Genomic DNA, 16,558 nt, shown 5'->3' with positions numbered 1-16,558 from the left:
TTGACACTTGTTTCTACTTTTAAACTGCGTTGCAACATTTCGTGAAAGATACCGTTTAAAAAACTTAATCTTCTTTTTTGCGTCTTGCCAAGAATCCTGTTCCCAATCCAAGAAGGGCGATTCCCGCTACTAGAGTCGCTTGGTTAGACTCGCTTCCTGTATTAGGTAATTCCCCACCTTTTTTAGGCTTACCTGGTTCATTTGGTTTACCAGGTGTTGGTTTTTCAGGAGTGTGTGTATTTGTAATGTTGTAACCTTCTACTGAAGCTGTATAACCATCTGGAACATTCACTTCTTCAACAGTGTAGGCAATCTCCTTACCTTCTTGATAACGATCAAGACCTGTAAACTCATAAGTCCAGCCACTTGTTTCTGACACTGTAGCTGTCTGACCAGTTTCCTTACCATCTGCAAGAAGTTTTACGGTGATAGATGCTGGACGGATGCCATCTTTGTTATCTTCATCTTTCCAGATCTTATGACCTTTTACAGCTGTTTTTTCTGGAGTATGTTCGTTGGTAATGGTGTACTTGCCATCCTTATCTGTAGTGATGGTTGCTTTGTATTCTGTCATAGCAGTTTCTTTGACAGTATACTTGATTTCTTTACCATTCTCATACTTAGGAAGTTTTTTAGATTCAAACTTCCAGCCAGTTGCTTCTGAAACTTCAATTTCTTGAACAACCTTGTCGCCGTTAAGAATTTGAACTTTCACAGATCTTGTTCGTTTGCCGTCTTGGTTGTTGTTATCTTTCCAAACCTTAGTTCCTGAAAGAACAACTGTTTCTGGGTTATAGGTGTTTGTCACTACTTGACCAGTCACAGAGGCTTCGTAACCAGCTGGTACATCCACTTCCTTGATAGAATAGGTGATTTCTTTTCCAGCTTCGTATTGTGGAAGATTGGTGAAGGATGCTACCCAAGTGTTATCATCAGTCTTTTCCTTAGCTGTTAAGGTCAATTTCTTATCTTCAACGGCTACTGGATCTGCATCTCCAACTTTTTTATAAAGTTGAACCGTTACGGACTCAGGACGTTTACCATCTTGGTTGTTCGCATCGTTCCATACTTTTGTTACCTTGTAGTCAATTTCTTTAGGAGCATATTTGTTTGTGATGGTAAAGTCTGTAATAGTCGCTTCGTATTCTGCTACGGCTTCTTCTGTTACAGTGTATTTGATTTCTTTACCAGCTTTATATTTTGCTAATTTCGTGAATTCGACAGTCCAAGTTCCGTCCGCAGCTGCTTGAACTTCTTTCGAATCAATTTGCTGACCGTCTGCTAAAAGATTGATTGTAATCTTGGATGGACGTTTGCCGTCTTGGTTGTTCGCGTCATCCCAGTTCTTAGTTGCTTTTACAACAACTGTTTCTGGTAAATAGCTATTTGTGATAGTGAATCCAGATGCAGCGTCACCAGTAACTTCAGAAGTGTAACCAGCAACAGTTACTTCTACTACTGTGTACTTAATAGGTGTTCCGCCTTTATCAGCATCAAGATCTTTGAAGCTTCCAGCCCAACCATTTGCTTCAGTCAATTCAAGTGTTTTACCAGTATCTTGACCATCTGCAAGCAATTTAACTGTGACAGAAGATGGGCGTTTACCATCTTGGTTGTTCTCGTCCTTCCATACTTTCTTAACAGAAACTTCCGTTTTTGCTGGAGTGTAAGTATTCTCGAATGCTTTTTCATCATCGTAAGAAACAGTTGCTTCAAGTGCACCTTTACCCTTGTCCGCTACAGTAACTGTAGCCGTAACAGTTTTAGTGTCGTACTTGATGCTTGTATCACTGCCAGCTTTTTCAGCAATTTTAAAGGTATAAGTTCCTGCTTTGTCGAATTCCAATTCTGAGAAAGCAACGTTTCCGTCTTTGTCATTCTTCACAGTTTCTTTCACCTTACCATCTTGATCTGTTAAAGTGAATTCAAACTCTTCAGCCTTCAACTCACGTCCTGTAAGTTTTTTATTAGCCTTAATCTTAACTTTAGCTTTGCTACGTTTATTTGTAACTGTTTTGATAGCTCCATCTTGTCCAACAGTCATCTCAAATGGAGTAGGATTCAACTCATATCCCTCAGGAGCTTCAATCTCGGTTACTGTAAAGTTCCCTTTCTTGATATCACTTTCTGAGTAAATAGATGACTCAGCAATTCCGTCATCATTTGTCGTTACAATTTCCTCTTTAGCCGTAGCTCCTGCCGGAGGAGTAATCTTGAATTTTGCTCCTTTTAGACGGTCATGAGTCAGCTCGTCGACCTTGTAAAGAATGATACGGTAACCAGTTTCTAACTGAATTGTACCACCAGAAGCAACGACTGAGTTTCCGATTTGCTTAACGACTGTCTTATTACTATAGTCGTCATATGTTAGAATCTGGTCATCACCCTTCATTTCAGCATTGTTTTGGACTTGCGTGCCATCAGCTGGAGCACTTGTTTTATAATTAATTCGAAATGCTGCTGGTTTACCGTTCTTCGCAAGAATTGAAGATGCATTGTTAATTGTTAAAGTAAATTCTGTGTAAGAATCATTCCATTTTACTTGGTAATCCTTACCAGCTTCTAAGACAACCTCATCTTTAAAGTAATAATATTGATCATACCAACCTGCCGTGACGCTAAATGTTTCAGGGATCATCTGCATTGGCGAAGCGTTTGGATCTACCCAGTCATGAATTTCAATTTTATTATAGGCTGCTTGTTTCGGATTAACACGAACATACCAGCTGTGTAAGTATTTTCCACTCTTATTTAGAGCCTTTGATGTCCAATCCTCTTTGTAAATCAAACCATGATATTTATTGAAATTAGCTCGACCGATTCCTTCAGAATAATCAGATGCTTCACCTCTTTTTACCTTAATTTGGTGTGTAATTTCATTTATGGTTTCCGTTTTATCAAAACGGAGCGTTTCATTGCTTAATTCATTTTTAGAACTAAAACCAACAAAGAAATTTCCTTTAACGTTTTGGACTTGATAGCCACCTTTTTTCTCAAGATAGGTTTTCAGATTTTTTAATGTAATAGTTGCCTTACCACCATTATTATCCCCGTTTGATACAATTTGAGTTTCTCCGATAACGAGATCTGTTTCCTTATCTTTTAAATCAAAAGTTTCATTTCTAACAGTTAAAGGGCTCGGAACAGTAAAGGTAAAGGTATCACCGTCCTCTAATTTACCATCATAGGCGCTCAAATCGTAATCAACAGTGAATTTATAATTTGAGTAGTTATGATGTTCAGGTGAAAGTGTATAAACACCATTCGCATCCGGTTTTATAAACTTACCATTATCAACCTCCCAAATTCCAATATTACTGATAACGTTCTTCAGTTCCTTTGCTTGAACTGAATTTGGAGCAAAGATTATCCCTAGCAAACAGGCCAGAGAAGTTAGGATGGGCAACCAAAATTTCTTGTTCTTCATAATCTTCCTTTCTAAATTACCGAAAACATTAAAACGACAAACTATGATTATAAAACCTCAACACTCATCTCCTTTCGAATTCGTTGAAATCCATGAGGGTTATTGAATAAGTTACATCATATTAACATGTTTCATAACTATATGTGAGTGCAATATTTATCATATTTGTTCTATTTTTAATATAGAAACCTCCTTTAGTTTCATTATAAAACAAAATTAACTTTTTTTGTAATATTATGAGGTTATTGTCTTTTGAAAATATTGACACAGTGTAAAATTACTGCCATAAAAATTAATTCTTTCATCAGACTGAAGTTTCTTTAAGTATAGTGAACACTTACGAACAACTTCTCTTTTAAACAAACAGAAAGGAACAATGCACAAAACGTTCCATTTATTTATAAGTTTGATACACCTTAATAATTATCCAAACTATTTTATATAAGTAAAAATCAGAAGAGATTTAGCAATAGTCATATACCATACTGGTAAATAGTTTAATTTATCATATTTCATTATTCTGAATCATAGAAAAAAGACCAGGGGGTTATCCCTGATCTTTCTTTACTGTACTTATTGGCTACTAAATGAGATTAGTCTTCTTTTCTTCGTTTAGTTGCTACAAGACCTGCACCTAAAGCTAGAAGAGCTAAACCTGCTGCTAATGCAGCTTGTCCAGATTCACTTCCAGTGTTTGGTAGGTTAGGATTTTCTGGTTCAGTTTGGTCCGTTACTACTAACTTACCATCCTTAAACTCAACCTGATTTCCACTAGCATTTACCACTGTTACAGTTCCGTCGTAGTTAACTTGGAATGTAATATCTGTTACTGCTAAGTATCCAGTTGGAGCGGCTTCTTCATGGAAAGTATATACTCCTGGAGTCAAATCAAGTACATGTGATTGATTGGCTTTTGAAGTCCATTCAGCCACAGGATTACCTGCAACTTTTTCTCCACGGAAAATTTGGATTTTTGCACCCGCGATTTCTTCACCCGCTAGATTTACCTTGCTGAAGGTGATCTTACGTGGAAGGTCATCATCTTTATCAGTTACAGTTATTTGAGCGCCTGCGATTTCTGTTCCACCAAGGCTAACCTTACTAAAGGTAATCTTACGTGGACTATCGTCATCTTTATCAGTGACTTTGATTGTTGAACCATCAGTTACGACTGTATTGTCCTCGCCTTTAGCATCCTTAGTACCAACATTCGTCACTTTAACTGTTCCATCATAGTTAACTTTGAAAGTGATATCCGTTACTTTGAGGTATCCAGTTGGGGCTGCTTCCTCATGGAAGGTGTAAGTACCTGGGGGGCTGCTTCCTCATGGAAGGTGTAAGTACCTGGGGCCAAGCTCAATTCTTTAGACTTACCAGCTTCTGAAGTCCAGCTTTCTACAGTTGTGCCTTCTGCCTTATCGCCTTTGAAGATCTTGATTTGTGCTCCTGCGATTTCAACTCCACCAAGACTAATTTTACTGAACGTGATTTTACGAGCTACATCGTCATCTTTATCAGTAACTGTCAGAGTTGAATTTTGGGCTACAACACGATTGTCTTCACCTTTAGAATCTTTTTCACCTACTTTTGTCACTTCAACAGTACCGTTAGGTTTAACTTGGAAAGTGATATCCGTTACTTTGAGGTAACCAGTTGGGGCTGCTTCCTCATGGAAAGTGTAGATGCCTGGTTCAAGATTCAGTTGCTTAGGTTGGTCAGTTGAAGTCCAGCTTTCTACGGCTGTTCCTTCTGCCTTGTCGCCCTTGTAGATCTTAATCTGAGCACCAGCGATTTCATTTCCTCCAAGATTGACTTTACTGAAGGTAATAGTCTTTGGAGTTGTATCCTCTTTGTCAGTGATTGACAAAACAGAACCAGTTGTTACGACAGTATCTGTTGTACCTTTTTTGACAATTGTAATAGAACCATCAGCATTGACCGTGAAGGTAACATCATCAACATACTGATACCCATCTGGAGCATCGAACTCTCTTAGAGTGTAGGTCCCTGGTGCCAGCTTAATCACTTTAGAAGTGTCAGCTACAGTAGTCCAGTCTGCAACAGGTGCCTCTTCAAGATTGACTGTATCTCCACTATAGATTTTCAGTTCCGCTCCTGGAATTTCTTTTCCATTTGGATCCACCTTTTTGAAAGTAATCTCTTTTTCAATTGGAGTCTTCGGAGGTGTCTTCTTATTTTCAATTCGACGTTCTACAGATTTGTCTGAGCCAAACTCATCTGGAGAAATTTTAATATCTTCAGTTAGTTTGTCATAGCCAAAAGGAGCCGTTACTTCACGAATTGTATAGTTGTCTCGCAACAATTTACCTACACTAGCGTTACCATCAGAATCTGTTGTCAATCGTCCAACAACAGCTTGGTTACGATCACGAATCACTTCAAAAACTGCACCTTGCAAAGGTTGGCCTGCTTCGTCTACCTTATGAATTTTAATGGTGAAAACATATCCTTCCGCAACACCACCTGCAATCTGGTAGGTACGTGTGCTGGTTGATTGTTCATTCTCACTACCATTGTAGCTCATGTTGGCTACGTTCGTGATTTCCTCACCATCGACTAGATCATAATTCGCTTTAGCTCGATACTCGATCATATAACCAAAACCATTAGTATCTCCTAAAGGAAGGGTGAAACCATCACCATTCGCATTTACCACTAGTTGGTTTTTAAAGGTTTCGGTCATATCCTGAGCATCGGACCATTTCCAGTCTCCGTTATTCCAGCTCCAGTTTACTTTATAAATACGAAAAGTATCTGGTAGGAATGTCATATTTGGAGAAGAGAAAGCATCTTTGATAGTGACATCACTGTAGTTCGCCATATTGCGGTTTACAGTAATGTTATAACGGATTACATTTTTCTCGTCATCCTTGTATTGGAAGGAACTCTTTTCAATTTTAGAGTCGTATTTCCCTGGAGGGCCGTTGTAACGGATTTTCCCTGCAGATAGAACTCTATGTCCTACAGTAATATTGACATCAATGTCTTTTTCTTCTGAAACAACATCATGGTCAACTCGAACATAGACAAAGAATTTCCCCCTAACGCCAGAATTATTCTCAACAAACTTTGTGTAAGTGAGAGTAATTGTTTTGCTAGCTGCATCTAAACGACCAGTAGCTACAAGATTGTTAGAAGCATCTCGTAATTCAATGTCTGAAGAGTTTGAAAATGTAATCTCTGATGGCAATTGAAGTGTTGTTGTATCACCTTCATGCACCGTATTATCTGGCAAAACAAAATCTGCAGTAAGACGGAATTCTTGCCAAATATCCAACCCTTGCGTTAAAGCTTCACCAGATCTGTTTTCAACACCAACACTAGTGATCACATCATTATACTCTGCCGCACGTACTTGCGTAAGAGGAGCAAATGATTGGAGAATAACTCCCAAACAAAGAATAAGGATCTGAATCCAAGATCTTATTTTCTTGTTCATTTAATCTTCCTTTCTTATAATATTCAGTTGTAAATGTACAATGTAATAGTAAACTAAATGATTGTCCCCAACTAATCACCATTCTCCTTTTTCAAGCGAAAATTATTAGCCACATTACATCCACATTTTATCATACTATGAAGAAAAAGGCTAGAACTATCAAGCAAATTTTTATAAAAAAAATCCAATTTTTTCTTACAGGTTGAAATCGACTTTTTCACATCCGTATATTAACCGCTTTGTATCTTTTCTTCTCCTATCATCGAAACAAAATCTGGTATATTTTACCGCCATTTTTTAAAAAATAAGTTCATCTCGTTTTGGATACCAGATAGTGTTTTTATCATTTTGGTTATCTGATTTCATAAACGTTAAATTGCTCTTTAGAGAATACTTCTACCCATTAAAAAGACCAGGTTTCCCTGGTCTTTCTGAGATACATTTAGAAGAAATACTTATTCATTCTAGTCTTCTTTTTTACCTTTAGTGGCCACTAGACCTGCACTCAAGCCAAGAAGAGCTAGGCCTGCTGCTAGAGCTGCTTGACTTTCTGCACTTCCTGTATTTGGTAACTGTTCTTCTTGAGCTTGACTAGCTGCATTTAAAGCAATTTCTTTTGTATCTGCTTTTTCTGATACTTGTGGTTTTGTAGATTCTTGAGGTACTGGTTTAGTTGTTTCACTAGCCGTACCAACTTCTACAATGCGATCTTGAGCCATGACTTTATCATAGCTTTCTTTTTCAGTTCGCTTGCCATTTTCAACTTCGATTAAGTGAACACGGATACCTTTTTGACCTTCTTGGAGAACACGAATTTGACCTACTGGAAGCTGATCATTCTTTTGTTCCTGAACCTTGAAATCAATTGTTTCTTCTTCGATTACAAGTTCTGGTCTGTTAAGGACTAGGTTCTTCACTTCATCTTCTGGAAGAGAAGTTCCTGGTTTAGTGCCAACTTCTACTATACGATCTTGAGCAGCGACTTTATCGTAAGTTTCTTTAAGCTGACGTTTTCCATTTTCTACTTCAATCAAGTGAAGACGAATACCTTTTTGACCTTCTTGTAGGACACGAGTTTCTCCTAGATACAACTTATCAGACTTACGCTCCTGAACCTTGAAGTCGATGGTTTCTTCTTCGACTATAAGTTCGGGTCTGTCGAGGACAAGGTTCTTCACTTCGTCTTCTGGAAGAGAGGTTCCTGGTTTTGTTCCGACCAAGACGATGCGGTCTGTCGGAGCCTCTACCACTTCACGGAGTTTTTCTTCCTTACTTCCACTAGGATTAACCACTGTGAAGATCCGTTCCTTACCAACTTTTCCTTCTTGTTCTACACGAGTTTCTCCTAGATACAGCGTTGAATCCTTTTTCTCAACTGTCTTGTAGGCCAAATCGTTTTCAACAAATTCGAGTTTTGGAAGTTCTTCTTGTACAGCAGCAACAGTCTTCTCAGAAACTGGTTTTTCCTTAGTCAACTGGATACGGTATTCCTTGACTTGTTTTCCACTTTCTGAAACAAGACGAACAAGTACTGGAAGGCTATCGTCTCCGCTATCTACAACTGTTGAAGCTACTTGATTGCTTTCTTCGACTGAGACTTTTGGACGTTGACCTTTATAGGTGATTTGGTAGTCTTGACGATCTTCAGCGAAGCCAGAAAGCTCTTTTCCATCTACAAGAATTTTTGATTGGGTACTTTCTTGAGGCAATTCACTCGGTGCAAGGAAGGTCATCTCAATCATCGCAACACCGCTCTTGTCAGCTTTACGATCCATACGCCATCTCATGGCTTTGGCTTTGACAGCTTTAAATGTTACGTTGATTTCATCACCAGCTGCAATGTCTTTGTCCGCACGATAAGGCACAGCTTCCCAGTTTTCTGGATTGTTAAATGGATGAGCTGCATCGTAGGCTTGGTAGTTTGAATAGTAGGTAGGCACTTCAAAATCTGGGCCAATATAGCGTTCCAAAACGAGTTTAGATGGTGCATCTGTACCACTATCTGCAAAGAAGTGAAGTTTGGCTTGCGCTACAGTCCGTTCTACAATCTTACCATTTTCACGGAAGATCACACCTGCTGATACTTCTGGATTAGAAGATGGTGTTGGAGACCAGTTTGTCCAACGACGATTTTCTGAATGATTTCCGTCATTGAGATAGTCCACACGGTCATGGGAGTTTCTATCAATGTCGTTAGTGGCTGAAGCAAAGGCGCGGTTACTATTTTCATCATACTCTGGGTTATTTGAAAGAGCTTCGCCAAGTTTGTCTGTCACTCGTACAGTGAACTCAGCAACAAGATCACTACCAAGGACACGACCTCGAACGGTAAATTGACCTGCTTTTGTCAGCTTTTCTGCTGGAACTTCTTCCCATTCTACTGCCAAGTCTTTTGTTTCGTAACCGTCTTTACCTGTGAAATAAACAGGAACCTTAGTTGGCAATTCAAGCGGTTGCCCTACTTGTAGCAAGCGAGCTTGTTTGACCGCGGCAACTGGTTTACGAGAGAGCAAGTCTTTATTGCTTGTAAAGTGTAGACGGTATTCTCCTAGGATATCACCATTTTCAGCCTTCGCGATAACACGAACTGGCTCACCTTCACGAACACTTGGAACGACGGTGGCGAGACCATTGTTGCTAACACTTGCTGTTACTGCAGGAACTTTTCCATCTACTGACTCAAGGTAGTAGTCAGTCAAATCAGGGTTAAAGTTTGCTAAGTCTTTACCGTCAACTTGGATTCTTGTTTGTCCTTGTTTGGCTGCTGCGACTTGTTTTGCAAAGATTTGTACTTCTGTGATAGACGTTCCTTTCTTGCTATCAAGTCGAACCATACGAATGCGAACCGCATAGGTCTCAACTTTATCAAAGCTGAAATGATTCATTTCTCCAGCTTTTAATTGAGCTGGTGCTTTGAGATTGCTTACCTCTTTCCAGTTTGCAGGATCGTTAAAGGCATGGTTTTCCTCACCTACAAAGCTAGGGTTTTTAGGGGCTGTTGGAACGGTCTTACCGACATAATATTCAATCACATAAGACTTCGGTACACCAACTCCGTGGTCTTCGTGGAATCCGACACTTAGATTATCAACTGAACGTTTGCTCAAAATACCTGAATCTCCGAATAGGACACCAACTGAAGCTTCTGGATTAGTACGGTTCCAGTTTGTCCAACGATTAGCTGGGCGGTCATTAAAGGAAATCAATTTATCGTTGACGTTTGAAACAGGATCAGTTGGATTTGAGTCTGAAGCAAAGGCCAGTGGCAATTCTGATCCGGTCCATTGGTCAGAAATGTTTGCTCCCTTCTCAGTTTGAGCAGATACGCGAACATGAAGTTTAGTTGTTAATTGCGTACCTTCTAGGCGACCATTAACTGTAAAGACACCTTCCTTGGCGTATTGCTCTGATTGAATCGCATCCCATGCAACCTTGGCAGCTGAAACGTGACCATTTGAATCGTAGGTACGAACACTTTCTGGTAATTGTGGCGCTTCTGCAATTGGTGTTGTCACGCTGACTTCTTCAACCGAAACAATACCTTCTACAGAGACTTTAGCACGCGCTTCAAGGTCAATTCCTTCAACTTTACCTAGAACTTCAAAGGTTTGATAGTGGTCGAGTTTTTCTTTTGGAATGGCTTGCCAAGTGACTTTATGAGTTTTAGGGAAACCTTTGTCATACTCTACTGTCACTGTTGCTGGAAGAGTAGGTTCTTGATGCAAGTCTGTTACTACGTTTACTGGACGGATAGATTGGGCTACTTTTTTCTCAGTATTGGCCTGGATCGTAAGATCGATTTGACCTGTAGCCCCCTCATATTCTGCTTTGAGAGTGACTGTTCCTGGCTTATGCAACTCAAGCATTCCTTTACGAACTGCGACTTCCCCTTCACCACTTGTAGAGAAGGTCACCTTATCTGCTGGTAGAACTGCTTGTGTTCCGTCTTGATAGTGTGCAAGGACAGACAATTTCACTGTTTGGTCTTCTTTAAGACCGTCAGCTTGCTCTACTTGTAAGCTCAAGTGGTCAATTTTTGGTGCTTCTTCAAGGAATTGAATTGCATATGTTTGAAGAGGTCCACCATCTTTTGGTTGAACATAGATGCTTGCACGCATGCCGTTTGCTGCACTTGCTTGGACTACAGTAACATCCGCATTTTCAGCACTTGCTACAACTTCTGGCAAGGATGCACCGTAAGCAAGAGTTCGATATTGCATTGGATTTTGAGTAGTAAGACCAGTGACAGATTCGCCACCAACAGTTACATTTGGTACTGCAGGAGCCGCAGGATTACCTTCTTCTACCACAAGGGTAGCGTGAATAGTCTCACCACCCAGTTGACCAGTCATTTGAATACGTGATCCTGCAACTGACAGTTTAGCTTTATCTGCTTCCGAAATCTCCCACTTATCAACTTCGTATTCTTGTACGCTTCCATCCGTAACAGCAATAGAAACGTATTTGTCAACAGCGCTCAAGTCTGTTCCTGGAGCAACACGCTTAACAGTTGGAAGCTCATTTGCGATTGCTAGAATTTCGACACGGGCCTCAACTTCGCGTCCGTCTGCCATACCTTTAACAGTCACAACTCCTGCTTGGCTCACATCAACTGAAGACCAAGTTACTGGACGTTTTTCACGACTGCCATCACTGTAGATAAAACCGACTGTCTTCGGCATTTTTGGCTCTTTCTCAATAACAGTACGTACTTTTGGTACTTCTGTTCCGAGAACGGTCTTTTCTTGGTCTTCTTTTTTACCAGTAAAGACCGTTACTTGACCAGATTTCAAGAGATCTGAATGGGCTGTTAGAGTGAATTTACCTGCTTGCTCAGTTGATTTAACAATGGCAACCCCTTTACCGTTAAAGGCTCTGCGGATCCAAGAACCATCAGGTTGTGCCTTGTAGCGTTCACGGCTGGCTTGTTCCCCATTATCAACACCGACCAGTTGACCTTGTCCATGCAATTGGAAACGAACCAAATTATTGGCAGTTGGTACCACATTTCCTTGGCTGTCTACGATTTCATAGTAGATGTAAGTCAAGTCTTTTCCATCTGCAGCGATTGCGTGTTCTTCCTTGATGAGACGAACACCTGCAGGTTGACCTGCAGTGGTAATCTTGTCACGTGCAATTTCTTTACCAGCTTCATCACGAGCTACTGCTTCTAAGGTACCTGGTTGGTAAGCAACCTTCCACTCAAGATAGAGTTCCTTAGCATTGGCACCTTCTTGGTAGGTACGACCATCACTAGTTTGTTTTTTGTTGAACTTTTTAACACCGAGAGATTGACCGTTCAAGAACAATTCAACACTTGCAGCGTTTGAGTAGGCACGAACTGGGATCTTACCTTCTGAGTCAGCAACTTTGTCTGCTAATTCTCTATTTTCCCAGTTCCAGTGAGGAAGAAGGTGTACCATCGGTTTCTTCTTGGCAGAAACCCATTGGCTTTGGTAGAGATAAAAGTCATTTTTTGGAATACCAGCTGTATCTACGATACCAAAGTAAGAGCTCTTAACAGGAGTTTGGTTTTGGTTGTGCCATGGTGTAGGCTCACCGATATAGTCCGTACCTGTCCAGATAAACTGTCCAGCATAGCCAGCGTTGTCACGGTCAAAGGTCCATGAATCTGTTGCCGTTTTACCCCAGTTAACCCGGTCATTACCATAGTCAGACTGTTCGTAATGACGTTCAGGTCCGTTACTATGTTTTAATTCACTTTCAGGACGATAATAGCTACCGCGTGTACGGGTTGCAGAAGATGTTTCTGAACCATAAATCAACCAGTTTGGATGTTTCGCACGAAGTTTCTTGTAGTTGTCTTCTGAATAGTTGAAACCAACTGCATCCAGTTCATTAGCAATTTTCTCATGATCACCGCTACCATCACCAAAGCGGAACTTATCTGCTCCCATAGTAACATAACGTGTAGTATCAACATCTTTAATCACTTTTACTAAGCGTTTAACCGTTGCAAGAGAGTGAGCCTTTCCATCGGCTTCACCGATTTCGTTTCCGATAGACCACATGAAGACAGCTGGGTTATTTTTATCTCTTTCGACCATGGTACGAAGATCGTAGTCAGACCATTTTTCACCTTTTCTAGCTTCTGGGTGAGTAGCGTCTTTTTCAAAGAAACGTCCGTAGTCATAAGGTTTCTTACCACCATACCACGTATCAAAGGCCTCTTCCTGAACCAGCAAACCAAGTTCTGCTGCGATTTGCAAGGTCTGTGGACTTGCAGGGTTATGAGTTGTACGGATGGCGTTAACGCCCATCTCCTTCATTTGTTTGAGACGACGGTATTCTGCCTTATAGTTTTCTTCTGCTCCAAGCGCTCCGTGGTCATGGTGCAAGGAAACACCATGGAATTTAATGCGTTCACCATTCAAAGAGAAACCTTCATTTGGAGTCCAATGATAGTAACGGTAACCAAACAAATCTTTCTTAGCATCAACCAATTGACCGTCACGGTAAACACGCGTAACCAGTTCATACAAGGCAGGTTTGTCATTTAAAACGGTCCAGAGTTTTGGTTGTTCAACTTCTAAAATCGCATCAAGACTTGTTGACTCATGTGCTTTCAAGGTACGGCTCGCTGTACGAACCAAACCTGTTACAGCCTGACCACCACGTTCAACGATTTGATACTCTGCCAGCAGTTCATGGTCTTTATCATCTGTATTGACGATTTTGCTTGCTACATGAGTTTCAACCTTGCCATGTTGCTGTTGTTCTAGCTTTGGTGTTAAGATGGTTGTCCCATTTTTCTCAACATGAACCTTATCTGTCACTTGCAAGGTCACATCACGGTAGATACCACTACCTGAGTACCAACGGCTACTTGGCTGTTTGTTAACCGCATGGACAGCAATCACATTCTCACGACCATCTTTGTGAAGGTATTTGGTGATATCGTATGAGAACTGGTTATAACCATTTGGATAATGCCCCACTAACTGGCCATTGACATAGACTTGAGAGTCCATATAGACACCATCAAAAGTGACACGAACATTTTTCTTGAGATCTTTTTCATCAAGTTTAAAGGTCTTGCGATACCAAGCTTCACCACCATTGAGCTGTCCACCCTCGTTTTGGGCAGGTGACTGATGGTCAAAATCGTTAAAGATACTCCAGTCGTGTGGGAGATCCAATTTTTGCCATGTTGATACGTCGGCATCTGATTTCACAGCTTCTTTAGGGTTCGCATTGAGTTTAAAGTGCCAATTTTGATTAAAATTCACTTTTCTATCTTCAATCATTTGATTCACTTCTTCATTTGTCGCAGCTTTCAACTCTTCCTTGACAGGCTTTTCTTGACTTGAAGCTTGAGATTCTACCTTTGGAGCTGTTTCTTCAGGTTTTAGAGATGCTTTCTCCTCTTTTGGAGCTACAGGTTCCTCTTCTTTCACCTCTGGTTTGCTTGCTTCAATTGGAGCAGCTTGACTTTGGTCGACACTTGCAGCATCCTTGTGCTCTGTTACAGCTTGATTTTCTTTTTCCTCCACTGCCGGACTTTCCTCTTTTGCTTGTTCAACAGTGTGAGTAATTGGAGTTTCATCCGCGAAAACTGGTGATTCTCCAATGACACTTCCTCCAAATAGAACCGCACAGGTTCCAATCATGACAGAGCAAGCGCCTACGGCAAACTTACGAATGCTGTAGACTCTTTTACGATTCCAATGGCCTTTTTCCATAAAATCCTCCTTTGGTAACCGCTTCCATTTATTTGTAAGCGTATTACTTTTTCATAGCCTTTTACCCTTATTTTATAAAATAATATAGGAAATTTCAATACCCTAAACACAAAAAATCATATTTTTGATTGTTTTTTCTAAAATTTGTAGAAGACTCAAAAAAAGTGAATGTAGATTTAGAACAAAAACAAACAAATTTTTGACACTCAGTTCAATATTATAAAAAAAGTTCCTTTTGTAAGGAACTCCTTTTACTTATAATTAAAGATTCCCCCTGCCAACTTATCGGCTAATTTGGGAAAGAGGGTATAAAACTTATAGGCTAGGTTCAACAAAACTGGTAGATTGAGTTCCCGTTTGTTTTTTCCTATGATTTTGACAATCTTTCTAGCCACTGCATCTGGTTCTAAGAGAAATCGATCAACCGACTTGAGGTAGGTCCCATCTGGGTCAGCCTGGTCAAAAAATCCTGTGCGGATTGGACCTGGATTAACCGTCGTTAGATAGACACCGTAGGGAATCAGTTCGAGGCGCAGCGCATTTGAAAATCCAATAGCCGCAAACTTTGTCGCTGAGTAGAGACTGGACTTGCTAGTCGCTATCAAACCTGCCATACTGATGATATTGATGATATGCCCTTTTCCCCTCTCCTTCATGCAAGTTCCAAGACGACGAGATAGATTCATCAGAGCAAAGGTATTAACCTCAAACATCTGGTGAATGTCTTTGTCAGAAATCTGGTCGAAATCTTCAAAAATTCCATAGCCAGCGTTGTTAATCAAGACATCAATCTTGCCATAACGGAGATAGAGGTCAGCTACCAGAGCTTCTAGGGCTGAGTCATCAGTAATATCGATTTCAATCAATTCCACATGAGGATGATTTCCATATAGTTGGACTAGTTTTTCCTTGTTTCTACCTAGCAAGATGAGTTGGTCATTTGGCAAGAGTTTGACCATTTCTTGGGCTAAGCCACCGCTTGCTCCGGTAATCAGAATAGTACGCATACTTATCCTTTCTCAATCTTCTAAATTTCCACTTCTTCCAAGTCTTTAACCACATGGACATTTTCAAAAACAGTTGCCGCATCTTTCTTGAGCTGGCTGATATCTTTTGAAAGGAAACGAGCGCTGATATGATTGAGCAGGAGGCGCTTAGCACCGGCTTCTGCTGCTACTTGTGCTGCCTGCATATTGGTTGAGTGACCGTGGTTGCGGGCAATTTTTTCATCTCCTTTGCCATAAGTCGACTCGTGAACCAAGACATCGGCGTTGACAGCCAGACGCACACTAGCATTGGTTTTTCGGGTGTCGCCCAGAATGGTGATAATCTTACCTGGACGTGGCGCTGAGATATAGTCAGCAGCTTTGATTTCAGTTCCGTCTTCTAGAACAACGTCCTGACCGTTTTTGATTTTTCCAAAAAGCGGGCCAAATGGAACACCAGCAGCCTTAAGTCTTTCAGCATCCAAGGTACCTTCTAAGTCCTTTTGCATGACACGATAGCCAACACAGAAAATAGTGTGGTCCAGCTCCTCTGCATACACAGTGAATTTATCGGTCTCAAGGATTTTCCCTAGAGAATCTTGCTCAAACTCATGAAAATGAATTCGGTAAGGCAGACGAGAGCTTGACACACGAAGGCTGGTTAAAACAAATGACTTGATTCCTTGCGGTCCATAGATGTCCAAATCCGTCTGCTCCTCATTTGCCTGAAAGGCACGGCTAGAAAGGAATCCTGGCAAGCCAAAGATATGATCTCCATGCAGGTGGGTGATAAAGATTTTGCTGACCTTACGTGGTCGAATCGTGGTTTCCAGAATACGATTTTGCGTTCCTTCTCCACAGTCAAAAAGCCAGACTTCGTTAATCTCGTCCAAGAGTTTCAGGGCGAGACTTGAAACATTGCGGGCTTTAGAGGGCTGACCAGCCCCTGTTCCTAAAAATTGAATATCCATTCGATACTTTC

General features: G+C 40.6%; 4 protein-coding genes and 1 pseudogene. All 5 read right to left on the bottom strand.

Annotated elements, in window-relative coordinates; all coding sequences use genetic code 11:
- Positions 1 to 64: 64 nt before the first annotated feature.
- The 5 genes and pseudogenes from V470_03180 to V470_03160 all read right to left on the bottom strand — a co-directional run bounded on the left by V470_03180 (position 65) and on the right by V470_03160 (position 16,547).
- Positions 65 to 3,427 (bottom strand): adhesin, encoded by a 3,363-nt coding sequence (locus V470_03180; GenBank protein ID AHZ47440.1) that lies wholly within the window; start codon positions 3,425 to 3,427, stop codon positions 65 to 67.
- Between the two features lie 593 nt (positions 3,428 to 4,020).
- Positions 4,021 to 6,887, bottom strand: a pseudogene (locus tag V470_10600) (cell wall anchor).
- Positions 6,888 to 7,351: 464 nt separating this feature from the next.
- Positions 7,352 to 14,590 (bottom strand): beta-galactosidase, encoded by a 7,239-nt coding sequence (locus V470_03170; GenBank protein AHZ47439.1) that lies wholly within the window; start codon positions 14,588 to 14,590, stop codon positions 7,352 to 7,354.
- 251 nt (positions 14,591 to 14,841) lie between these two features.
- Positions 14,842 to 15,597 (bottom strand): short-chain dehydrogenase, encoded by a 756-nt coding sequence (locus V470_03165; GenBank protein ID AHZ47438.1) that lies wholly within the window; start codon positions 15,595 to 15,597, stop codon positions 14,842 to 14,844.
- 20 nt (positions 15,598 to 15,617) lie between these two features.
- Positions 15,618 to 16,547, bottom strand: coding sequence for a ribonuclease Z (locus tag V470_03160; GenBank protein AHZ47437.1), 930 nt, complete (start codon positions 16,545 to 16,547; stop codon positions 15,618 to 15,620).
- Positions 16,548 to 16,558 lie beyond the last annotated feature (11 nt).

Origin of the sequence: Streptococcus sp. VT 162 (assembly GCA_000688775.2) — a bacterium.
Classification (GTDB): Bacteria; Bacillota; Bacilli; order Lactobacillales; family Streptococcaceae; genus Streptococcus.
This window is presented reverse-complemented; position numbering and strand designations above follow the sequence as displayed.

Coding starts and splice junctions, on each gene's coding strand:
- V470_03180 (AHZ47440.1), bottom strand. CDS start 3,427: ATGAAGAACAAGAAATTTTGGTTGCCCATCCTAACTTCTCTGGCCTGT.
- V470_03170 (AHZ47439.1), bottom strand. CDS start 14,590: ATGGAAAAAGGCCATTGGAATCGTAAAAGAGTCTACAGCATTCGTAAG.
- V470_03165 (AHZ47438.1), bottom strand. CDS start 15,597: ATGCGTACTATTCTGATTACCGGAGCAAGCGGTGGCTTAGCCCAAGAA.
- V470_03160 (AHZ47437.1), bottom strand. CDS start 16,547: ATGGATATTCAATTTTTAGGAACAGGGGCTGGTCAGCCCTCTAAAGCC.